Origin of the sequence: Streptomyces solicamelliae, assembly GCF_045348655.1 — a bacterium.
GTDB lineage: Bacteria > Actinomycetota > Actinomycetes > Streptomycetales > Streptomycetaceae > Streptomyces > Streptomyces solicamelliae.
In genome coordinates this window covers 5372993-5395650 of the sequence record NZ_CP160404.1, presented here as the reverse complement: position 1 = coordinate 5395650, position 22658 = coordinate 5372993, and the positions used below count along the sequence as shown (strand labels likewise).

The following is a 22658-nucleotide window of genomic DNA, read 5'->3' as shown; positions in this document are numbered from 1 at the left end:
CCATATACGGGCAAAACACCCTGCGGCGCCCAGATAATCCCAGGGCACCATCTTCTGTACTGCGTTCTGTACTGCTGCCGCGAACCCCGCACGTGCGGGGCCGTGGCTGGTCTGTGTGTCCGGCCGCCGTGCGGCCGGGGTTCGCCGGACTCCCGTGGGTCCGGCGCCGCCGGATCAGTCGGCGGCGACGGCGGGAACGGGGACCTCGGGGGTCGCGCCGGTCCCGCAGTCCTCAGCGGGGGGCCGCTCGCGGAGTTCCGCGATGGCGGCCTCGAAGTCCTCCAGGCTGTCGAAAGCCTTGTACACCGAAGCGAAGCGCAGGTACGCGACGAGGTCGAGTTCCTGCAGGGGGCCGAGAATGGCCAGGCCCACGTCGTGGGTGGTCAGTTCGGCGCTGCCGGTGGCGCGCACCGCCTCCTCGACCCGCTGGCCGAGCTGGGCGAGGGCGTCCTCGGTGACGGGCCGTCCCTGGCACGCCTTGCGCACGCCGGAGATGACCTTGGTACGGCTGAAGGGCTCGGTGACGCCCGCCCGCTTGATCACCATCAGTGACGCGGTCTCCACCGTGGTGAAACGGCGGGAGCAGTCGGGGCACTGACGGCGGCGGCGGATCGACGTCCCGTCGTCGGTGGTGCGACTGTCGACGACTCGGCTGTCGGGGTGCCTGCAGAAGGGGCAATGCATGAGACTTCCGACCCTCCCTCACGGCACGACTGAATAGCCCCGCCAGGCCCGGTCAAGGCCCTTCGAAGCAGCCACCAGCATAGGCGATGCACGCACCCCCGGCGGACCGGGGACCACAACTTCTGGGTGGCCGTCAGCATCCAACCACTAGATCTGGTGTCGGACCCGTTTTTTCGGCGCATGCGCGTGTCGCGCGCCGCCGCGGGCGCCGGGTACACCGGGGATCGCCGAAGAGCGTACGGGACGGGTCCGGCGGACCGGAAAGCGGGCTCCACGGACGGCCCAGCCGCGACGCGACCCCGGAGCCCGGGGTCCGCCGATCCGGGGCCCGCCGGTGCCACACTGGGGAACGACCCCACCCCTGCCGGGCCGGCCGGGGCCGGTACCGTAATGGACCGAAATGCCGCCGGGAACGGGGCTCGTATACACCCAGTCACCCACACACGTAAGGTGATCCGCGTTTTTTCACTCGAACGTGTGTTTGGCGCAACCTTTCGAAAGCCACTACCGTTGTCCAGCTAGGGAGACCATTCGAGAGGGGCCGACGACGTGACCACCACCGCAGACAGTGCCACCATCACTGCCCAGGACCGCTCCCAGAGCCGACTCGAGCCGGTGCATGCCATGAACGACGCAGCCACGAACCCGGAAGGGCTCGAACCCTCGCGCCCCGCACGCTCGCTGCCAGGACGACCTCCCGGCATCCGGGCTGACAGCTCGGGCCTCACGGACCGGCAGCGCAGGGTCATCGAAGTCATCCGGGACTCGGTCCAGCGGCGGGGCTATCCGCCGTCGATGCGCGAGATCGGCCAGGCGGTGGGTCTGTCCAGCACCTCCTCCGTGGCCCACCAGCTGATGGCGCTCGAGCGCAAGGGCTTCCTGCGCCGCGACCCGCACCGGCCGCGCGCCTACGAGGTCCGCGGCTCGGACCAGCCGAGCACCCAGCCGACCGACACCACCGGCAAGCCCGCCGCCTCGTACGTCCCCCTGGTCGGCCGGATCGCGGCCGGCGGCCCCATCCTCGCCGAGGAGTCGGTCGAGGACGTCTTCCCGCTCCCCCGCCAGCTCGTCGGCGACGGCGAGCTGTTCGTGCTGAAGGTCGTCGGCGACTCCATGATCGAGGCCGCCATCTGCGACGGCGACTGGGTCACCGTCCGCCGCCAGCCCGTCGCGGAGAACGGCGACATCGTCGCCGCCATGCTGGACGGCGAGGCCACCGTGAAGCGCTTCAAGCGCGAGGACGGCCATGTCTGGCTGCTCCCGCACAACGCGGCGTACCAGCCGATCCCCGGCGACGAGGCCACCATCCTCGGCAAGGTGGTGGCGGTGCTGCGGCGGGTGTGACCCCACCCCGCCGGCTCTGACCGGACCCCGGGATCCACTGCGCCGGTCCCGGGGTCCTGCCGTGCCGGGAGCCCGTCAGGCTCCCCGGGCACAGCGGGACCTCACGCCTCCGCCGCCTTCGAGGCCGCGTCGATCGCCGCCAGCGACCTGCGGACCTGGTTGCGGTCCGTCGTGTACCAGAAGTCCGGCATCGAGGCCTTCAGATAGCTGCCGTACCGTGCCGTGGCCAGGCGCGGATCCAGGACGGCGACCACACCGCGGTCCCCCGTCGCCCGTACGAGCCGGCCCGCGCCCTGCGCCATCAGCAGGGCCGCATGCGTCGCCGCCACCGCCATGAAGCCGTTGCCGCCGGCCTCCTCCACGGCCTTCTGCCGGGCGCTCATCAGCGGGTCGTCCGGCCGCGGGAACGGGATCTTGTCCATCACGACCAGCTGACAGCTCGGCCCCGGCACGTCCACGCCCTGCCAGAGCGACAGCGTCCCGAACAGACACGTCTGCGGATCCGCCGCGAAGTTCTTGATCAGCTCGCCCAGCGTGTCCTCGCCCTGCAGCAGCACCGGGAACTCCGGGATCCGGGTCCGCAGCTCCTCCGCCGCCAGCTGCGCCGCCCGCATCGACGAGAACAGCCCGAGCGTCCGCCCGCCCGCCGCCTGGATCAGCTCCGTCAGCTCGTCCAGCATGTCCTTGCGGTCGCCGTCCCGGGCCGGCTTGGCCAGGTGCTTGGCGACGTACATGATCCCCTGCTTCGGGTAGTCGAACGGCGAGCCGACGTCGATGCCCTTCCACACCGGCAGCTCGTCGCCCTGCGTCCCCTCCGGCGCCAGCCCCAGCGAGGCCCCCACCCCGTTGAAGTCCCCACCCAGCTTGAGCGTGGCCGAGGTCAGCACCACCGAGCGGTCCGCGAAGAGCTTCTCCCGCAGCAGCCCGGAGACCGAGAGCGGCGCGACCCGCAGCGAAGCCCCGCTGTATCGATAGGCGGCTCCGCCGCGGGGCTCGTGCCGCTCGTACCAGACGACGTCGTACTCCGAGCCCTGCGTGATCCGCTCGGCCACGCCGTGGACGGTCTCCACCGAGGCCAGGGCCTGCTTGCGAACCGCGTCCTCGTCCTGCACGGACTTGTCGCGGGTCGAGCCCAGCGCGCTGATCACGTTGCGGGAGGCATCGCGCAGCGCCATCAGCGCATAGCCCAGGTCCTCCGGGATCTCCTCCAGACGGCCCGGCAGGGCCAGCTCCATCAGCCGCTCGAAGCCCTCCGCGGCGGTCTGCAGCTGGTCCGCGATCTTCTCGTCCACCAGCTTCGCGGCCCGCTTGACCGCCCGGTTCACCTGGCCCGGCGTGAGCTCGCCGGTGGCGACGCCGGTGACCCGGGACACCAGCTCGTGCGCCTCGTCGACGATCAGTACCTCGTGCTGCGGCAGGACCGGGGCGCCCTCGATGGCGTCGATGGCCAGCAGCGCGTGGTTGGTCACCACGACCTCGGCGAGTTTGGCGCGCTCCCGGGCCGCCTCGGCGAAGCACTCCGCCCCGTACGCGCACTTGCTCGCGCCCAGGCACTCACGGGAGGCCACCGACACCTGCGCCCAGGCCCGGTCGGACACGCCCGGCGTCAGGTCGTCCCGGTCGCCGGTCTCCGTCTCGTCCGCCCAGTCCCGAAGCCGCAGCAGGTCCTGACCCAGCTTGCTGGTCGGCGCGGCGGCCTCGAACGGGTCGAAGAGGCCCTCCTCCTCGTCCTGCGGGACGCCCTCGTGGAGGCGGTGCAGGCAGAGATAGTTCGACCGCCCCTTGAGCATCGCGAACTCCGGACGGCGGCGCAGCTGCGGATGCAGCGCGTCGACCGTCCGCGGCAGGTCACGCTCGACCAGCTGGCGCTGGAGCGCCAGCGTCGCCGTGGCGACCACCACCCGCTCCCCCTGCGCGAGCGCGGGCACCAGATAGCCGAGGGACTTTCCGGTGCCGGTGCCGGCCTGGACGAGGAGGTGGGAGTTGTCGTCGATGGCTTCGGCGACCGCTTCGGCCATGGTGACCTGGCCGGGCCGCTCCACGCCGCCGACGGCGGCGACGGCGGCATGGAGGAGATCGGGGAGGGATGGCTTCGTCATAGCCCGTCCAGCCTACGGGGCGGCACCGACAGTCCGATCACACGCGCCGCTCGTGCGAACGGGCGCGCGAACCGTTCAGGCCAGCGGATTGGCGACCGTGCCGTGCACCGCCGCGTGCGGGCGCTCGGGCCGGTCCCGGTAGCCGTCGAGGTGCAGCCGGTTGCGGTTGAGGCAGAGCCGCTCGATCCGCGGGGTCAGCAGGTCGAAGAGCTCGAACCGCTCCTTCAGCTCGGGGAAGCGGGCCTGGTGGCGCAGGATCTCGGTGCGTACCAGCTCCCAGAATTCGCCCTCCGGGACGTCGAGTTGGTCCTCGCAGAGCGGGGCGAGGTAGCGGAAGACGCCGACGAAGAGCCCGGAGTGGATGAACTGGGTGAGGAAGGACGGCTCCTCGGTGAGGAGTACGGCGCGCACGTCGTCCGGCATGGCGTCGTGCTCGGGCAGCGGCCGGGCGCTGACGTTCACGTCGTCCACGAAGTCCTTGATCGCCAGGCGGACGGGGACGTCCCGGTCGTCGTAGACCACGATCGCGTTCTCGCCGTGCGGGGAGAAGACCGTGCCGTACCGGTAGAGGAAGTGCAGCAGCGGCGGGAGCAGCGCGGCGAAGAGGTGCCGGAGCCAGGCCCGGGGGTCGAGCCCGGAGCGGGCGACCAGCTCTGCGACGAAGGCCCGGCCGTCCGGGTCGGTGTGCAGCAGGGCGGCGAGCGTACGGGCCCGCTCGCCCGGCGGCAGCCGCAGCGGCTCGCGCCAGATCGCGCCGAGCAGCTCCTTGTACTGGTACGGGACCTCCGGCAGCCGGTCGTACAACGGGTGCTCGACGGTCACCGAGGCGACCTCGCCGAGCAGGATCACCCCGCATTCGTCGCGCAGGTACGGGTCGGCGTCGCGCAGTGCGTGGACCCAGGCGGTGACGGCGGGGGCGGCGAGCGTGCGCTCAGTCGGCAGTCCGCGCCAGACGAGGGTGTTGAGCACGGAGAGCGGGAGCTTCACGGTGTGACGGTCGGGCCGGCTGGTGTTGAGGAAGGTGCGCACGGACTGCTGCGGGACGCGGAGGTCGTCGTCGGCGGGCAGCGGCACGATCGAGCCGTCCGCGATCGCGGGGGCGAACAGCGGCAGCAGGATCTCGTCCCACTGCCAGGGGTGCACGGGCAGCAGGAGGTACTCCGCCGGGTCGAGGCCGCGCCCGCGCAGGACGGCGTCGAAACGCTCGCGGACGGCCGGGTCCAGCTCCTGCTCGTAGAGCCGGTCGGGCGTGGCCAGGGCTGCGGTGCCGCGGTACTTGGCGAGGGAGCGGGCGACCGCGATCCAGGGCAGCCGGCTCGGCTGCCGGGCCTCGGGGGTCCATCGGGCGGCGTCGGCGCCGGAGAAGCCGATGCGGCCCTTGTTGACGACGATCCACGGGTGGCCGGTCTGGTGGCCCTCGAGCGCGGCGTAGTCGAGGTCGGCGAGCCGGACGGCGTCGAGGGCGGTGTGGTCGAGGCGGGCGTCGGCGGCGAGGGTGGTGGTGAGCTCGCGGATCAGGTGGCCGAGGGTGGCCCCGTCCAGTCCGAGGGCCTGGCGGGCCCGGACGAGGAAGTCGAGCGGGTCGGTCAGCGGCCGTCCGTCGCGGGTCACCGACCCGGGGGCGACGCGCCAGTGGCCGTAGGCGCCGCGGCGGGCGGCGAAGGCGAGTTCGGAGTCGTCGTCGAGGCGGAGGGTGTACGTGCCCGAACCGCGCGGCCGCGGCTCCAGGATCTCCTCGTAGGCGAACTCGCCGATCATCTTGGCCAGGAGCCGGGCGGCGGCCCGCGTCCAGGCCGCCGGGTTCAGCTCGGTGGGCATGAGCAGCGGCGCGGACAGGGGCGCGGGTGCGGGCAGTGGTGCGGAGTCGTGGGTGGCAGGGGACGTCGGCACGGGGACTCCTCAAGGTATGAACCGCTGTGGTCAGGGCGGTGTAAGCACGTCGGAGAGTTGTTCACAGCACGTGTCGCGGGGTGCGGTCGCGGACCAGGAGCGCGGCGCGCTTGTCGGGGAGCTCCAGTTCCCCGGCGAGGCGGAAGCCGGCGCTCAGGAAGGCGGAGACGGAGGGCTTGTTACGGATGTCGGGTTCGGCCACGACCCGGCCGCAGCGCGGCCGGTGGTCGAGGACGAGGTCGGCGACGGCGCGCAGCAGGACGGTGCCGAGGCCGCGCCCCCGGTCCGTCGCACCTCCGATGAGGAGGTGGACGCCGGTGTCGTGCGGCCGGGCCGGGTAGTGGCGGGCCAGCGGGTCGAGGTCCGCGCGATAGATCTCGAAGTAGCTCATGGGCCTGCCGTCGAGGACTCCGAGGCAGGGCACGCTGCGGCCGTCGCCGTCCAGTTGGGCCCGCAGGTGGTCGGCGGTGACGGACTCGGGTCCTGCAAGCGCCCAGAAGGCGTCGACGGCCGGGTCGTTCATCCAGCCGGCGACGGTCCTCAGGTCGCGGTCGAGCCGTACCGGCACGAGCCGGAAGGAGCCCGCGGGGGTCTGCGCCGGGCCCCAGGCGGCGACCGAGTCGAGCAGGTCGTCGGCGTCGGGCGGGCCGTGCTCGATCTCGGGCGGGCCGTGCTCGGTGTGGGTCTCGGGCGGGCCGTGCTCCGCGTCGGTTTCCGGCGGGCTGTGCTCGGCGTCGGCCTCGGGCAGGCCGTGCCCGGCGTCGGCGAGCAGCGCGAGGAAGTCCGCGGGGAGCCGGAGCTCCAGGGTGGTGTCGTCCTCGCCCGCGTGGGACGGCGGGGAGGGCGGAGCTCCGGTGTCGGTGGGAGGCATGGGCGCTCTCCTCTAGGCGGTGGGACAGAAGGCGGGGATCAGGAACGGAGCGGGTTGGCGACGGTGACGTAGACGGACTGGGTGTCGACGGGGCCGACGAGCTCGTCGAGGCCGTGCAGCCGGGTGAGCAGGTTGGCCTTGCAGCGCAGGGTGGCGGCCTCCAGGAGGCGGTGCGGCAGCGGCGAGCCGAGGCCGGTGACGGAGCCGAGGAACTGGCGGAAGGCGGCGAGCAGGACGCGCTCGTCGGCGAGCCGCTGGGCACCGAACGCGCCGATCAGGCCGAGGACGTTGTTGATGCCGAGGTAGTACGCGAAGCGTTCGTCGGTGACCTGGTCGGAGACGAAGGTGTCGCTGACGGTGCCGATGCCGGGCAGCCGCTTCTCCAGCTCGTCGCGGTGCGACTCGCGGAAGTAGTAGCCCTGGTTGTCGCGGTAGCGGCCGCCGGTGGGCCAGCCCTCGGGGCTGAGGATCACGAGGGTGTTCTGCTGATGCGCCTCCAGGGCCACGCCGGCGGTGCCGTCGAGCCAGAGCACGGGGCGGACGACGTGGTCGAGGTAGCGCAGGAACCACTCGGCGGCAACGGCTCCGGTGGGGCGGCCGGTGCGCGCGGCGAGGCGGATGATCAGGTCGGCGAGGCGGGAGCGCATACGGGTGCTGCCGGGCCAGGGGCGCGGGGCAGTGAGAGCGGCGATGCAGACGGCGTCGTCGCCGGGGCCGAAGGGGTTGTGGCGGATCATCACGTCGAACCCGGGGATCGGTTCGCCGTCGGTGCCGTCGACGGCGAGCCAGGCGGGGTCGCGGACGATGTCGAAGCCGGGGTTGGCGTTCTGCCACTGCTCGGCGAGTCCGGTGCGGAGCAGCCGGTGGACCTCGACGCCGCGGTGGAGTTCCTTGCGGAGGTTCTCCCGGCGGGAGTTGGTGATCCGTACGCCGAGCGACAGCTTGAGCATGGCGCGGGCGTCGGGGCGGTGGACGGTGCGCACGGAGGAGGTGGGGTGCCAGGGCCGGCCGTGCGGGCCGAGGTCGTGGAGCAGTCCGGCGTCGAGGAGTTCGGCGACGGCGGGGCGGTGCCGCAGCTCGCGGGCCTGCCACGGGTGCAGCGGCAGTGGGACGGTGCCCGGGGGAACGTCCAGGCCCTCGGCGAAGTCGGTGGCGAGCCGGGCGGCGGAGACCGGGCGGCCCTGCTCGGTCCAGGCGGAGTCGGTGGCGAGGACGGTGTGGTCGACGGCCATCCAGTGCAGCGGGAACGCGCCGTGGAGTTCGGGCGAGTACAGGCGGGCCTCGGCGTCGGAGAGTCCTTCGCGGCTCTTCGGGGTGGGGTGCAGGGGGTGGCCGAGGAGCAGGGACTGCTCGGCTGCGAGGAAGTGGTCCGCGGCCGGGGACGGTGCGGGGTCGCGCCGCCGCTCGGTGATGAAGTCGGCGGTGCGGCGTACGGAGTCGGCGACGCGGCCGACGAGTTCGGTGCCCTCGGGGCGGCCGCTCTCCCGGCCGATGAGCGCGGCGACGGTGACGGCGTCGACGGGCGGGGCGCTGCGCGGGGCGCCGTCGAGGGCGGGCGGGCCGAAGCGGTGCCAGCCGGTGGGCGACCAGTAGCGGACGGGGACCAGAAGGGCGGAGCCGCTGGCGTCGAGCGGGATGCGCAGGGTGTCGCCGTCCGGGGCGGACAGGTCCTTCTCGCGGACCCAGCAGCGGAGCAGGTTCTCGACGGCGGCGGCGTCCGCGGCCCGCTCGGGGTCGGGATGGTCGAGCAGGTCGTCGCCGAGCACGGCGGAGGGCTGCGCAGAGGGCTCGACCACGGTGGAGACCGCGGTCGCGGGCTGGGGATCGGACGGGCCGGACTGCTGGCGCGGGAAGGTGACCAGGTCGACGGCGAGCGGGCCGCGGGCGGCCGTGGGGGGACGGGCGTCGGACGCTTCGGGAGCGGGACTGGCGTTCACGGGGCTGCTTCCTTGGGCTGGGGCCGAGGTGGGCGAGGGGTTCCGGCTCGGGCCGGTGTGGGTTCCGGGTCGTTACGGGAGCCGAAGGGGGTTACGGATCGGGCCGGGTCCGGTGGGAGCTGCGGGTCGGGCCGGGTCCGGTGGGGTTCCGGGGCGGGACGGGGCCGGCGGGAGCGTGGGATCGGTCCGGGTCCGACGGGAGGTGGGATCGGTCCGGGTCCGACGGGACCGTCGGATCGGTCCAGGTCCCACGGGAGTTCCGCATCGAACCGGGTCCGCGCGGAACTCCGGATCGATCCGGACCCGGCGAGAACTCCGGCCCCGCCAACCGTTCCAGCGGGAACCGGCCGCACGTCCCCTCCAGGCACGGAGTCGCCCGCGGGTCGGGCCCGTCCGGCACCGGGCCCGACCGGGGCCCGGATCCGCGTAGCCCGGGGCCGTGCCGTTCAGGGGGTTGGTCCTGGCTCACGTCGGTGCCCGAGGCTGCGTTCGGCGGCGGTCAGGGCGTCGGCGAAGCGGTCGAGGACGGCTCCGGCCTGTTCGTCGGTGAGGGTGAGCGGGGGGAGCAGCCGGACGACGGCGCTGTGCCGGCCGCCGAGTTCGACGATCAGCCCGCGGTCGAGGCAGGCCCGTTGGACGGCGACGGCCAGCGCGGGCGCGGGCGGCGGGACGGCCGCACCCGCCGCGTCGGTGATCTCCGCGTCCGGGTCGACGAGTTCGACGCCGATCATCAGCCCCCGGCCGCGGACGTCGCCGATGCACGGGTGCGTGGCGGCGAGGCCCTGGAGGCAGGCGAGCATCCGCGCGCCGAGGGTGGCCGCCCGCTCGGCGAGACGGTTCTCCCGGACGTACGCGAGGGTGGCCGCCCCGGCCGCCATGGCGAGCTGGTTGCCCCGGAAGGTGCCGGCGTGGGCGCCGGGCTCCCAGGCGTCGAGCGCCGACCTGTAGACCACGACGGCGAGCGGGAGGGAGCCGCCGATGGCCTTGGACAGGACCATGACGTCGGGGACGACGCCGCTGTGCTCGACGGCCCAGAAGGAGCCGGTCCGGCCGACGCCGGTCTGCACCTCGTCGGCGATGAGCGGGATGCCGCGCTCCTCGGTGATCTGCCGCATCCGGCGCATCCAGGCGTCGGGCGCGGGGATCACGCCGCCCTCGCCCTGGACGGGTTCGAGGATCATCGCGGCCGGTGTGCGCGCCCCGCTCTTGGGGTCGTCGAGGAGGTTCTCGGTCCAGCGCGCCCCGAGTTCGGCCCCGCGCTCCCCGCCGACGCCGAACGGGCAGCGGAAGTCCTGCGGGTACGGCAGCCGGGTGACGCGTACGTCGGGGGCGCCGCCGGAGGCGTCGAGGGCGCCGGCCGTCATGCCGTGGTACGCGCCGGTGAAGGCGAGCACGCCGCTGCGGCCGGTGGCGGTACGGACCAGTTTGAGGGCGGCCTCGACGGCGTCGGTGCCGGCCGGTCCGCAGAACTGGATGCGGGCGTCGTCGGCGAGCCGGCCGGGCAGGGTGGCGAACAGCTCCGTGGTGAAGGCGTCCTTGACGGGGGTGGCGAGGTCGAGGACGTGGAGCGGGGCCCCGGAGTCGATGACCTTCTTGATGGCCTCCAGGACCACGGGGTGGTTGTGCCCGAGGGCGAGCGTGCCCGCGCCGGACAGGCAGTCGAGGTACCGCCGCCCGTCGGCGCCCTCGATGGTGAGGCCCCGGGCGCGGACCGGGACGATGGGCAGGGAGCGCGCGTAGGTACGGGCGGCGGACTCCCGCAGCGACTGGCGCCGCAGGATCCCCTCGTACCCCTCGCGCGTCTCCCCCCGCGCCGTCTCGATCCCCCCACGTGGGTGTGGACGTACCGCCGGAGCTGGTTCGGTCACGGCCAAGGTGTCGTGTCCTCCGCTGTCACAGTTGTGTGCACATCGCTGGGTCCCCCGTACGTACCAACGACGCCGGAGGCAATCGGCCACGGGTGTGACGCAACTTCCTCGGACCGACCGCAACTTCCGGGTACCTGCCGGAACCGCACACCTGGCCGGAGCCGTCCCCACCGGCGCGGGCATAGTGAGGACCTGCACTTGTCGACGTAGTCCCAGGGGGATCACTTCATGCGACCGATTCGTCCGCTGCTGGCCGCGGCGTCCACCGTCGCGGCGCTGGCTCTGACGGCCACGGCCTGCGGCCCGACCGAGGAGAACGCGCAGAACAAGCCCAGCGCGTCGGCGTCCGCGCCCGGCTCCGACAAGATCCAGATCCCGCAGGACCTGAAGGACCGGCTCAAGGAGCACGGGATCGACCTGGACCAGTGGCGCGGCGGCGAGTGGAAGAACTGGGACCGCGAGAAGTGGCTCCGTGAGGCCAAGGACTACGTCAACCCGATCATCGAGGACCTCTGGGACCCGGACCGGATGCGGGACGCCGAGCGGCCCGACAAGCCGGTCGAGGAGGAGGACATCTCCGGGGACGAGGGCGTCACGGATCCGACGCCGCTGCCGGTGCGGGCGCGGAACGTGCAGACGCCGTACCACGACAACGTGCCGGAGGCCGGGAAGGTCTTCTTCGACGGCCCCGAGGGCTCGATGGTCTGCTCGGCCACGGTGGTCCAGGACCCGGAGCACCCGGGCAAGTCCAACATGGTCTGGACGGCCGGGCACTGCGTCCACGCGGGCAAGAAGGGCGGCTGGTACCGCAACATCGTCTTCGTGCCCTCGTACAACGACGCGGGCCTGCCGACCTCCGCGCTGAAGAAGGCCACGCGTGAGCAGGTCGCTCCGTACGGCGTGTGGTGGGGCGACTGGGTGAAGACCTCCGAGCAGTGGATCGCGCAGGGCGCGGCGACCGGCGGGCAGGGCGCGCCGTACGACTTCGCCGTCATCCACGTGACGCCGGAGAAGGGCAGCGGCGGCAAGTCGCTGGAGGAGACGGTCGGTTCGGCGCTTCCGGTGCAGTTCAACGCGCCCGCGGTGCCGAAGATCGACTCGATGACGGCGACCGGCTACCCGGCGGCTCCGCCGTACGACGGCCAGAAGCTGCTGCAGTGCAAGGACAAGCCGGGCCGGCTCACGCTCAAGGCCGACCAGCCGACGATGTACCGCATCGGCTGCACGATGACCGGCGGCGCGTCGGGCGGCGGCTGGGTGGCCACCGGCAAGGACGGGAAGCCCGCGCTGGTGTCCAACACCTCGATCGGCCCGGTGACGGCGGGCTGGCTGGCCGGTCCGCGGCTGGGCAAGGAGGCGCAGGCGGTCTACGAGTCCGTCAGCGCCAAGTACGCGCGGAAGTAAGCACGCCGCATACGCGTCGGCAGTCGACGCGCATGCGGTGAAAGATCGGTGAAAGAGGCGGCCCCCGGCCCGGCCCGACGGCTCGGGGCCCGCCTCCGCCCGGCATACTGGGCGCCAATCATGACGCGTCCATGGCATATCGGACGCTGTACGTCTCTCTGGGGGAATTCAGCTCATGCGTTCCGCACGATCACTGCCGGCGATACTCGTCGGCGGCATGGCCCTGACGCTGGCGTTCACCGCCACCGCCTGCGGCCCGACCGAGCCGCCGGCCGACAAGCCCGCCGCCGGCGCGTCCAGCCCGGCCGCCGGCGGCGAGGGCGACGGCGCCTCGCTTCCGAAGGACCTGGCCGACAAGCTCAAGAAGCACGGAGTCGACCCGGACCAGTGGAAGAACGGCGCCTGGAAGAACTGGGACAAGGAGACCTGGCTGCGTGAGGCCCAGGACTTCGTCAACCCCGTGATCGAGGGGCTCTGGGACACCGAGCGCATGAAGTCGGCGAAGAGCCCCGACCCGACGTTCACGGCCAAGTCCGGGACCACGGCCGGTGGTGTCACCGACCCGACCCCGCGCGCGGTCACCGCGAAGCGCGAGAAGACGCCGTACCACAAGAACGCGGCGCCGGTCGGCAAGATCTTCTTCGACACTCCGCAGGGCAGCGCCGTCTGCTCCGGCACGATCGTGAAGGACCCGCGCCGGCCCGGCAAGTCCAACCTGGTCTGGACGGCGGGCCACTGCGTGCACGCCGGCCAGAAGGGCGGCTGGTACCGCAACATCACCTTCGTCCCCGCCTTCAACGACCTGGGCAAGTCGGCCGCGGCGCTCAACAACGCCAAGCCGCACGAGGTCGCGCCGTACGGCCAGTACTGGGCCGACTGGGCCGTGACCTCGGACGCGTGGATCCGGCAGGGCGGCACCAACGCCGCCTGGCCGTACGACTACTCCGTGTTGCACGTGAAGCCGGAGCGCGGCGGCAAGTCCCTGGAGGAGACCGTCGGCGCCGCACTGCCGATCGACTTCTCCGCGCCGACGACCACCCAGGCGGGCTACATGGGCGCCTGGGGCTACCCGGCGGCCCCGCCGTACAACGGCCTGATCATGCACAAGTGCATCGACCGGCCGACCCGGCTGAGCACCGCCCCGGCCACGCCGACGATGTACCGCATCGGCTGCACCATGACCGGTGGTTCCTCCGGCGGCGGCTGGATCCGGACCATGCCGAACGGCAAGCCGGCGCTGGTGTCGAACACCTCGATCGGCCCGGCCGGCTCCAACGGCTGGCTCGCCGGTCCGCAGCTCGGCAGCGGCGCCAAGGGCGCGCACGAGATGATCAGCAAGAAGTTCGCCCGCTGACGCGGAGCGACCACACGGCACAGCGAAGGCCCCGCTCCCTCCTCGTGAGGAGGGAGCGGGGCCTTCCGCCGTATACCGGTCGGCGCCGTGCGTCAGTGCGCGGCCGGGACGAACGGCGCGAGCAGCGCCGCCAGTTCCTCGTGCACCCGCGCCTTGAGCAGCGTGCCCTCGGGCGTGTGCTCCTCGGAGAGCACCTCGCCCTCGGCGTGCGCACGGGAGACGAGACCGCCGTGCGTGTACGGCACGAGCGCCTCGATCTCGACCTGCGGCCGCGGCAGTTCGGCGTCGATCAGCGCGAGCAGCCGGTCCATGCCCTCACCCGTGCGGGCGGAGACCGCGATGGCATGCTTCTCCATGCGCAGCAGGCGCTGCAGCACCAGCGGATCGGCCGCGTCCGCCTTGTTGACGACCACGATCTCGGGCACGTTCACCGCGCCGACGTCGCGGAACACCTCGCGCACGGCGGCCAGCTGCTCCTCCGGGGCCGGGTGCGAGCCGTCGACCACGTGGAGGATCAGGTCGGAGTCGCCGACCTCCTCCATGGTGGAGCGGAACGCCTCGACCAGGTGGTGCGGCAGGTGCCGGACGAAGCCGACGGTGTCGGCCAGGGTGTAGACCCGGCCACCGGGCGTCTCGGCCCGGCGGACGGTCGGGTCGAGGGTGGCGAACAGGGCGTTCTCCACCAGCACGCCCGCGCCGGTCAGCCGGTTGAGCAGAGACGACTTGCCGGCGTTGGTGTAACCGGCGATCGCCACCGACGGGATCTTGTTCCGCCGGCGCTCCTGGCGCTTGATGTCGCGGCCGGTCTTCATCTCCGCGATCTCCCGGCGCATCTTCGCCATCTTCTCGCGGATCCGACGCCGGTCGGTCTCGATCTTGGTCTCACCGGGACCACGGGTGGCCATGCCGCCACCGCCGCCGCCACCCATCTGCCGGGAGAGCGACTGACCCCAGCCGCGCAGTCGCGGCAGCATGTACTGCATCTGCGCGAGAGCGACCTGCGCCTTGCCCTCTCGGGACTTGGCGTGCTGGGCGAAGATGTCGAGGATCAGCGCGGTCCGGTCGACCACCTTGACCTTGACGACGTCTTCGAGGGCGATCAGCTGGCCGGGGCTGAGCTCACCGTCACAGACCACCGTGTCCGCACCGGTCTCCAGCACGATGTCGCGCAGTTCGCGCGCCTTGCCGGAGCCGATGAAGGTGGCCGGGTCGGGCTTGTCGCGGCGCTGGATCACGCCGTCGAGCACGAGGGCGCCCGCCGTCTCGGCGAGGGCCGCGAGCTCCGCCAGGGAGTTCTCCGCGTCCTGCACCGTCCCGGAGGTCCACACGCCGACCAGCACCACGCGCTCCAGGCGCAGCTGCCGGTACTCGACCTCGGTGACGTCCTCGAGCTCGGTGGAGAGGCCCGCCACGCGGCGCAGCGCGGCCCGCTCGGAGCGGTCGAACTGGTCGCCGTCCCGCTCTCCGTCGATCTCGTGGCTCCAGGCGACGTCCTCTTCCATCAGGGCATCGGCCCGAAGGCTCTCGGTGCGGTTCGTCTCCGCGAAGCTCTGCTCGTCCTGGGAAGGGGATGAAGAGGAGGTCATTGGATCCTTACGTCGATCGGAAAGGGGTTACGTCGATCACAACGGGTGACGGGCGGGAAAGATTCCCCGGCCGTCCGGCCGCGTCGCCGACCCGAAGATGGTGACACGGCCGGACAGGACGCGTCATCCCGGTTTCGCGGCGGTGACGGGCGCACTGCGCCAGTCCGGGTGCCCGGGCATGGCGGGGGTCTTCTTGCCGTACAGCCAGGCCCGGAAGAAGGCGGTGAGGTCGCGCCCGGCGATCTCGCCGGCGAGCCGGACGAAGTCGTCCGTACCGGCCGTGGCGTCCTTGTGGTCGACGACCCAGCGCCGCTCCAGCTCCTCGAAGGCGTCCTTGCCGATCTCCTGGCGCAGGGCGTAAAGGACCAATGCGCTGCCGTCGTACACCACCGGCCGGAAGAGGCTGATCTTCTCGCCGGGCGACGGCGGCTCGGGCGCGGCCGGCGGGCCTCCGGCGGAGCGCCAGCGGTCGGAGGCGGCGTACGCGGCCTTCATGCGCCGCTCCAGCGACTGTCCGGCCTTCTCGTCGGCGTACAGGGCCTCGTACCAGCTGGCGTGTCCCTCGTTGAGCCACAGGTCGGACCAGCGGCGCGGGGTGACGCTGTCGCCGAACCACTGGTGGGCCAGCTCGTGGACCATGATCGCCTCGACCAGCCAGGCGGGGAAGCGCGCGTCGGTGAAGAGCCGCCGCTCGAAGAGCGAGAGGGTCTGGGTCTCCAGCTCGAAGCCGGTCTCGGCGTCGGCGACGAGCACCCCGTAGTTCTCGAAGGGATACCGGCCGACCTTGGCCTCCATCCAGGCCATCTGCTCCGGGGTCTTGCGCAGCCAGGGCTCGAGGAGCTTCTCGTCGTCGGCGGGCACCACGTCCCGGACCGGCAGGTCGTGCGGTCCGGTGCGGTGCACCACCTTGGAGCGGCCGATGGACACCTGGGCGAGCTCGGTGGCCATGGGGTGGGCGGTGCGGTACGTCCAGGTGGTGGTGCCGCCCTGCTCGGTGCGGTCGACGGGCTGGCCGTTGGCCACGGCGGTGAGGTCGCTGGGGGCCGTGACGCGGAAGGTGAAGTACGCCTTGTCGGCGGGGTGGTCGTTGGACGGGAAGACCCGGTGGGCGGCGTCGGCCTGGTTGGCCATGGCCAGGCCGTCCGAGGTGCGCACCCAGCCGCCGGCCTCGGCGGGGCCCGACGGGTCGCTGGTGTGGGTGACCGTGATCCGCAGCCTGTCCCCGGCGTCGATCCGGTCCTCCGGCGTGATCACCAGGTCCTCGCCGGAGGTCGTGTACGCGGCGGGCTCGCCGTTGACCCGGACCGCGCCGACCGTGCCGTGGGTGAAGTCGAGGTTGAGGTGGCCGAGGTCCTCGGTGGCGACGGCCTCGATTCCGGTGACCGCCTTCAGGGGTTCGGTGTTCCGGCCCGGGTAGGTGAGGTCGAGGTCGTAGGCGAGGACGTCGTAGCCGGGGTTGCCGAGGTGCGGGAAGAGCGGGTCGCCGATGCCGAGCGCGCCGGGCGCGGGCAGCGCGGCGGCGACCAGGCCGGCGGAGGCGGCGGCGAGGACGGCGGCCCGCAGCAGCCGGCGGCGGCGCACGGAGGGTCGGGGGGTGAGCAGCATGGGCTACCGCTACCAGGGCGCCGGCCGCCGCCGGGGGCGGCGCGCGCACCCGCCACCCGAAGGAGGTCAGCGCACGGTGGAGCAGGCCGGGTGGCGCACGCGGCTGACGTCGTAGACGCCGGCGACGTCGCGCATGGCGCGCATCAGGGCGGGCAGCCCGGCGGCGTCGGGCAGCTGGAGGGTGTACGTGTGGCGGACCCGCTGCTCGGTGGGCGGCTCGACGGTGGCGGAGACGACGGCCGCGCCGGCGGTGGCGATGGCCTCGGTGAGGTCGGCGAGCAGCCGGGGCCGGCCGAAGGACTCGGCGACGAGGGTGACCCGGCAGGCGGCGGTGTCGCCCCAGCTGACCGGGATCGGGGTGCGGCCGAGGGTCTTCATACGGTCGGCGCCGGGGCATTCGTCACGGTGGACGGTGACGGCGCCGCCGCGGACCCGGAAGCCGGTGATCGCGTCGGGCGGTACGGGGGTGCAGCAGCCGGCCAGCCGGACCTGTGCGCCCGGCAGGTCGACGACGGCGCCGACGGCCCTGGCACGGTCGGCGGTGACGGCGGAGGGCGGCCGGGGAGTGACGGCGGGGGCCTTGGCGGGCTCCGGGTGGGCCTGGAGCCAGGCGGTGATCGCGAGCCGGGCGGCGGGGGTGCGGGCGTGTTCCAGCCAGTCCGGGGATGGGCCCGAGGCGGAGTCCTGGGCGAGCAGCAGCTGGACGGTGTCCCCGTCGCCGAGGACGGTGCTCAGGGTGGCCAGCCGGCCGTTGACGCGGGCGCCGATGCAGGTGTGGGCGGCCTCGCCGTGCTGGGCGTAGGCGGCGTCGACGCAGGTGGCGCCGGCGGGCAGGCCGAGGGTGCCGCCGTCGGGCCGGAACACGGTGATCTCGCGGTCCTCGGCCAGGTGGTCGCGGAGCGAGGTCCAGAAGGTGTCGGGGTCGGGCGTGGAGCGCTGCCAGTCGAGGAGCCGGGCGAGCCAGCCGGGGCGGGTGGGGTCGGCGCGCTCGCCGTCCTCGGCGGGTTCGGCGTCCGCGGTCGTCGTGGCGTCGGCGGTCGCGTAGGGGCTGCCGAGGGCGACGACACCGGCCTCGGCGACCTTGTGCATCCGGTGGGTGCGGATGAGGACTTCGGCGACGGCGCCGTCGGGTCCGGCGACGGCGGTGTGCAGCGACTGGTACAGGTTGAACTTGGGGGCCGCGATGAAGTCCTTGAACTCGGAGATCAACGGCGTGAAGCAGGTGTGGAGTTCGCCGAGCACGGCGTAGCAGTCGGCGTCCTCGCCGACCAGGACGAGCAGCCGGCCGAAGTCGGTGCCGCGCAGTTCGCCGCGCTTGAGGCGGACCCGATGGACGGAGACGAAGTGCCGGGGCCTGACCAGGACTTCGGCGGTGACCCCGGCCTCCCTCAGCACGGTGGTGACCTGGTCGGCGGTGGTGGCGAGGGCGTCGCAGGCGCGGCTGTTGTCGGCGATGAGGGCGCGGGTGGCCTCGTACTCCTCGGGGTGGAGGATGGCGAAGACCAGGTCCTCCAGTTCGGTCTTGAGCGCCTGGACGCCGAGCCGCTCGGCGAGCGGGATGAGGACGTCGCGGGTGACCTTGGCGATGCGGGCCTGCTTCTCGGGGCGCATCACGCCGAGGGTGCGCATGTTGTGCAGGCGGTCGGCGAGTTTGATCGACATCACGCGGACGTCGTTGCCGGTGGCGACGAGCATCTTGCGGAAGGTCTCGGGCTCGGCGGCGGCCCCGTAGTCGACCTTCTCCAGCTTGGTGACGCCGTCGACGAGATAGCAGACCTCGTCGCCGAACTCCTCGCGGACCTGATCCAGCGTCACATCCGTGTCTTCGACGGTGTCGTGGAGCAGGGCGGCGGTCAACGTGGTGGTCTCCGCGCCGAGTTCGGCGAGGATCAGGGTGACGGCGAGCGGGTGCGTGATGTACGGCTCGCCGCTCTTGCGGAACTGGCCGCGGTGCGAGATCTCGGCGAGCACGTACGCCCGGTGGAGCACGGCCAGGTCGGCGTCGGGATGGTGGGCGCGGTGGGCCTCGGCGACGTGCCCGATGGCGTCCGGCAGCCGGTCCCGGGCGGCGGGTCCGAGCAGTGCGGCACGGCCCAGCCTGCGGAGGTCGAGCCGCGGGCGGGCGCGGCGGCGGCTGGGGGCGTCAGGGTTGGTGGCCTCTGCGCTCATGGGGCACCTCCGGCGGCGTCGACCGGCGGTGGGCGGGCAGGGTGTGCCCGTGGGGCCGGTGCTTGATGCTACCGACCCCACCACGTGGCGCAGTCCCGCTCTCGCCGAGCGTGAAACGGATCACCCATTCGAGGGATGGAGCGCGGGGGCGCCGTTTGTTTCCTGTGCGATTCGGAGGCGCGGGCGCCCGAGCGCTCAGGGCCCGGGCCGCGGTGCGCCTGTGGGCTCAGGCCCGGGCGCCGAGCCAGGACGGGTCGACGACGCCCTCGGCGACGATCACCGCGGGGCCGGTCATGTCGACCCGGCCGTCGGGGTGTTCGGTGATGGTCAGCGACCCGCCGAGCACGTCGACGGTGTACGTGACGGGCGTCCCGGTCTCCGCGGGGTCGACGCCGTCCCGGCGGGCGGCGGCAACGGCCACGGCGCACGCGCCGGTCCCGCAGGAGCGGGTCTCGGCGGCGCCGCGCTCGTGGACCCGCATGGCGACATGGCGGGGGCCGCGGTCGACGACGAACTCGATGTTCACACCGTCCGGGTAGACGGAGGCGGGCTCGTACGGGGGCTCCTCGCGCAGCTCTCCGGCGTGGTCGAGGGAGTCGACGAACGCGACGGCGTGCGGGTTGCCCATGTTCACGTTGCGGGCGGGCCAGCTGCGGCCGTCGACGGTGACGGTGGCGCTCTCCTCGGGGAGCACGGCGCGCCCCATGGCGACGGTGACGGAGCCGTCCTTGTCGAGGTGGATGCGCTTGACGCCGGAGCGGGTGGCGACGGCGACCTCGCCGGCGGCGACATGGCCGGCGTGCTCGAGGTAGCGGGCGAAGACGCGGATCCCGTTGCCGCACATCTCGGCGACGGAGCCGTCCGCGTTGCGGTAGTCCATGAACCACTCGGCGTCGCCGGCCTGGTCCTTGGCCTCGGGGTGGGCCGCGCTGCGCACCACGTGCAGCAGTCCGTCGCCGCCGATGCCGGCCCGGCGGTCGCAGAGCCGGGCGACGTCCGCGGCGTCGAGCGACACGGCGTTGTCCGGGTCGGGGACGATCACGAAGTCGTTCTCGGTGCCGTGTCCCTTGAGGAAGGCGAGCGGGGCGTTCTGGGTGCTGGTCACGTGATCCATCGTACGGGTGAGGTACGACGCCCGGCCGGACGCGTGCGCTCACCGCAGCCTGGCCACCTGCGTGCGCTCAGCGCAGCCGGGCCACCCGCCACACCGCCAGGGCCACCAGGACGACGCTGATGCCCACGTACAGGGCGAGGACCCGCCAGTCGGGGCGCTCGCCGGAGCCGCGGGCGGGCAGGCCGGGCCAGGTGTGGCCGACCTTCCGGGCGGCCATCATGCCCCAGCCGGCGGCGCAGCAGCTGATGAGCAGGCCGAGCATGGCGACGACCGGGCCGCCCTCGCCGGAGCCGAAGGCCAGCGGGAAGGCGAACATCAGGGAGCCGAGTGCGGCGAGCCCGACGATGGGGGCGAGCTGCCAGATCCGCAGACGGCGCTGGGGGCGGATCTCGACCTCGACCTCGTCGGGGGCCTCGACCGCGGAGCCCTCCGCGTCGTCCGGGCCGTCCGGGCTCAGGCCCGGTGCGTCGGCGTCACGGGCACCGCCGCGGATCGCGCCCAGGGCGCCCTCCCGGGCGTCCTGTGCCTCGTCCTGTTCTCTGTCGCGAGGGCCGGCCTCCATCGCCACGCGCCCTCCCAACTCGGACTCCACTTGGTCGATCGATGCTCGATGATGGCACGCCCCGGACCCCCGAATTGACGGGCAGTGCGTCCCGATGCCATCACGTGATCAGGCTGTAACCGCTCGTTCGACCAACGTCAGCGCCCGGTGCGGGAGTTCCCCGCGGTCCTCGGCCGCGCCGCTGAGCCAGTGCACGCGCGTGTCGCGGCGGAACCAGGAGTCCTGACGGCGCGCGAAGCGCTTGGTGGCGCGTACGGTCTCGGCGCGCGCCTCCTCCTCGGTGCACTCCCCCGCGAGCGCCGCGAGGACCTGCTGGTAGCCGAGGGCGCGGGAGGCGGTGCGCCCCTCGCGCAGTCCGGCGGCCTCCAGGGCGCGCACCTCGTCGACGAGCCCGGCCTCCCACATCCGGTCGACGCGCACGGTGATCCGCTCGTCGAGCTCGGGGCGGCCGACGTCGACGCCGATCTGCACGGTGTCGTAGACCGAGTCGGGGCCCGGCAGGTTGGCCGTGAACGGCTTGCCGGTGATCTCGATGACCTCCAGGGCGCGGACGATCCGGCGGCCGTTGCTCGGCAGGATCGCGCGGGCGGCCTCGGGGTCGGCGGCGGCCAGCCGGGCGTGCAGCACACCCGGGCCGCACTCCTCCAGCTCGGCCTCCAGACGGGCGCGGACGGCCGGGTCGGTGCCGGGGAACTCCAGGGCGTCGATGGCGCCGCGCACGTACAGGCCGGAGCCGCCGACCAGGACCGGGGTGCGCCCGGCGGCGAGCAGCCGGTCGATCTCGGCGCGGGCGAGCCGCTGGTACTCGGCGACGCTGGCGGCCTCGGTGACGTCCCAGATGTCGAGGAGGTGGTGCGGGATTCCGCCGCGTTCCTCCTCGGTCAGTTTGGCGGTACCGATGTCCATCCCGCGGTAGAGCTGCATGGAGTCCGCGTTGACGACCTCGCCGCCGAGCTGCCGGGCGAGGTGGACGCCCAGATCGGACTTGCCGGCCGCGGTGGGGCCGACGACGGCGATGACCCGCGGGGCGGGAGCTGCGCTTCTCACCGCCCCAGTCTCCCAAACCTCCGACGTCGCATTCTCCGCCCGCACGAGTACGCTGTGTATTCAGCACGATTTGGGCGTTTTCGATACCGAGGACGGTGACCCGATGGGCTTCATGGACTCGCTGAAGGCCAAGCTCGGCCCGGCTCAGGACAAGGTGTCCGACCTGGCCAAGAAGCACGAGAAGAAGATCGACGAGAACCTCGACAAGGCCGCCCGGATGGTCGACGAGAAGACCAAGGGCAAGTACAGCACCAAGATCCACTCCGGTACGGGCAAGGCCAAGGGCACCGTCGGTCGGATCGCCCACAAGGAGCGCGATGGCGACGACAACCCGCCACCGGCCTCCTAGCCGCGGCTCCGGGCCGTGTCAGCTCCAGGCCGGTCCGGGCCCAGGCGGCCTCAGCTCCAGGCCGCCACGAAGTAGCCCACGCCGTACGGCGCGTCCTCGTGGAGCAGCCGGCCGTCCAGGCCCGCGCCCTCGGCCGCGCCGGCGAGCACCTGCCAGGGCGCGCGGCCGGCCGCCTGCAGCTCCCGCGCCAGGTCCACGTCCAGGCCGAGCAGCGCCGCGGTGTCCGCGGCGGCGAGCGCCCCGGCCACGACCGCGTCGAAGGGCGCCGCGCGGTCGTCCAGGTAGCCGGGGGCCTTGAGCGTGCGGCAGGCGCTGCCGTCGCCCATCACCAGGAGCGCCACCCGCTCGGCGGAGCCGGCCAGCTCCCGGCCGTCGGCGGCGCAGGACGCGGCGTCGCGCCGCTCGCCCACGCCCAGACCGGTCAGGGGCGCGGCGGCCCACTGCTCCCGGTCGAGCAGCCAGCCCGCGACGGCCAGGGAGGCGGGCAGTTCTCGCTCCGCCCGCGGACCCTCGCCGAGCCGTACGGAGAGGTCGACGCCGAAGCCCGCGAAGGAGCCGGCCGACCCCTGCGGGAACGCGGTCCGCTCCGCGCCGCCGGCCGGCCCGACCACGTACAGCCGGTCGGGGCGGGACGCGGCGAGCACGCCGACGGCGTCCGCGCAGGCGGTCCGGGCGGCGTCCAGCTCGGGTGCGGCCCCGGACGCGACCTCGGGGACGAGCAGGGGCGGGCAGGGGCACACGGCGGCGGCGACAAGCATGATCCGCAGCCTACTGC

The 22658-nt window shown here is 73.1% G+C and carries 17 protein-coding genes; 4 read left to right on the top strand and 13 right to left on the bottom strand.

The features are described from left to right. Positions 1 to 174: 174 nt before the first annotated feature. Positions 175 to 684, bottom strand: a complete 510-nt coding sequence (nrdR, locus tag ABZO31_RS25105; protein WP_406863530.1) for a transcriptional regulator NrdR — start codon at positions 682 to 684, stop codon at positions 175 to 177. Positions 685 to 1233: 549 nt separating this feature from the next. On the opposite strand from nrdR, the gene lexA reads away from it, so the two are divergent. Next, positions 1234 to 2028 (top strand): transcriptional repressor LexA, encoded by a 795-nt coding sequence (gene lexA / locus ABZO31_RS25100; RefSeq protein ID WP_406863529.1) that lies wholly within the window; start codon positions 1234 to 1236, stop codon positions 2026 to 2028. Positions 2029 to 2129: 101 nt separating this feature from the next. Here the strand turns inward: lexA and ABZO31_RS25095 are convergent, their stop codons facing one another. The 5 genes from ABZO31_RS25095 to ABZO31_RS25075 form a co-directional block, all read right to left on the bottom strand. After that, the gene (locus ABZO31_RS25095) at positions 2130 to 4127 is read right to left on the bottom strand and encodes an ATP-dependent DNA helicase (protein WP_406863528.1); all 1998 of its coding nucleotides are present in this window, start codon (positions 4125 to 4127) and stop codon (positions 2130 to 2132) included. A 75-nt stretch (positions 4128 to 4202) separates the two neighbouring features. Next, positions 4203 to 6017 carry an IucA/IucC family protein gene (locus tag ABZO31_RS25090; RefSeq protein ID WP_406863527.1) on the bottom strand — a complete coding sequence of 605 codons (1815 nt, stop codon included), beginning with the start codon at positions 6015 to 6017 and terminating at the stop codon, positions 4203 to 4205. Between the two features lie 61 nt (positions 6018 to 6078). Continuing rightward, complete coding sequence (locus ABZO31_RS25085; RefSeq protein ID WP_406863526.1) at positions 6079 to 6888, bottom strand: GNAT family N-acetyltransferase; 810 nt, start codon at positions 6886 to 6888, stop codon at positions 6079 to 6081. A gap of 38 nt (positions 6889 to 6926) precedes the next feature. Further along, a complete protein-coding gene (locus tag ABZO31_RS25080) occupies positions 6927 to 8825 on the bottom strand; it encodes an IucA/IucC family protein (RefSeq protein ID WP_406863525.1) in 1899 nt (632 codons plus the stop codon). Between the two features lie 446 nt (positions 8826 to 9271). Then, positions 9272 to 10699: a diaminobutyrate--2-oxoglutarate transaminase family protein gene (locus ABZO31_RS25075; RefSeq protein WP_406863524.1), complete on the bottom strand. Its 1428-nt coding sequence runs from the start codon at positions 10697 to 10699 to the stop codon at positions 9272 to 9274. 222 nt (positions 10700 to 10921) lie between these two features. On the opposite strand from ABZO31_RS25075, the gene ABZO31_RS25070 reads away from it, so the two are divergent. Then, positions 10922 to 12097: a trypsin-like serine peptidase gene (locus tag ABZO31_RS25070; protein ID WP_406863523.1), complete on the top strand. Its 1176-nt coding sequence runs from the start codon at positions 10922 to 10924 to the stop codon at positions 12095 to 12097. Positions 12098 to 12272: 175 nt separating this feature from the next. Next, entirely contained in the window at positions 12273 to 13451 is a 1179-nt protein-coding gene (locus ABZO31_RS25065) for a trypsin-like serine peptidase (protein WP_406863522.1), read from the top strand. A gap of 92 nt (positions 13452 to 13543) precedes the next feature. Here the strand turns inward: ABZO31_RS25065 and hflX are convergent, their stop codons facing one another. From hflX to miaA, 6 genes are all read right to left on the bottom strand, one after another. Further along, positions 13544 to 15037: a GTPase HflX gene (gene hflX, locus ABZO31_RS25060; protein WP_406863521.1), complete on the bottom strand. Its 1494-nt coding sequence runs from the start codon at positions 15035 to 15037 to the stop codon at positions 13544 to 13546. A gap of 123 nt (positions 15038 to 15160) precedes the next feature. Beyond that, on the bottom strand, positions 15161 to 16642 hold the full coding sequence (locus ABZO31_RS25055) for a M1 family metallopeptidase (protein WP_406863520.1): 1482 nt from the start codon (positions 16640 to 16642) through the stop codon (positions 15161 to 15163). A 66-nt stretch (positions 16643 to 16708) separates the two neighbouring features. Next, a complete protein-coding gene (locus ABZO31_RS25050) occupies positions 16709 to 18811 on the bottom strand; it encodes a RelA/SpoT family protein (protein ID WP_406863519.1) in 2103 nt (700 codons plus the stop codon). Positions 18812 to 19037: 226 nt separating this feature from the next. Continuing rightward, positions 19038 to 19925 (bottom strand): diaminopimelate epimerase, encoded by an 888-nt coding sequence (dapF, locus tag ABZO31_RS25045; protein ID WP_406863518.1) that lies wholly within the window; start codon positions 19923 to 19925, stop codon positions 19038 to 19040. A 67-nt stretch (positions 19926 to 19992) separates the two neighbouring features. Further along, a complete protein-coding gene (locus ABZO31_RS25040) occupies positions 19993 to 20487 on the bottom strand; it encodes a hypothetical protein (RefSeq protein WP_406865470.1) in 495 nt (164 codons plus the stop codon). A gap of 108 nt (positions 20488 to 20595) precedes the next feature. Then, positions 20596 to 21534 carry a tRNA (adenosine(37)-N6)-dimethylallyltransferase MiaA gene (gene miaA, locus ABZO31_RS25035; RefSeq protein ID WP_406863517.1) on the bottom strand — a complete coding sequence of 313 codons (939 nt, stop codon included), beginning with the start codon at positions 21532 to 21534 and terminating at the stop codon, positions 20596 to 20598. Between the two features lie 103 nt (positions 21535 to 21637). Here miaA and ABZO31_RS25030 point away from each other — a divergent pair, with 103 nt between their 5' ends. Further along, a complete protein-coding gene (locus tag ABZO31_RS25030; protein ID WP_406865469.1) occupies positions 21638 to 21883 on the top strand; it encodes an antitoxin in 246 nt (81 codons plus the stop codon). Between the two features lie 50 nt (positions 21884 to 21933). Here the strand turns inward: ABZO31_RS25030 and ABZO31_RS25025 are convergent, their stop codons facing one another. Then, positions 21934 to 22641 carry a class III extradiol dioxygenase subunit B-like domain-containing protein gene (locus ABZO31_RS25025; protein ID WP_406863516.1) on the bottom strand — a complete coding sequence of 236 codons (708 nt, stop codon included), beginning with the start codon at positions 22639 to 22641 and terminating at the stop codon, positions 21934 to 21936. Positions 22642 to 22658 lie beyond the last annotated feature (17 nt).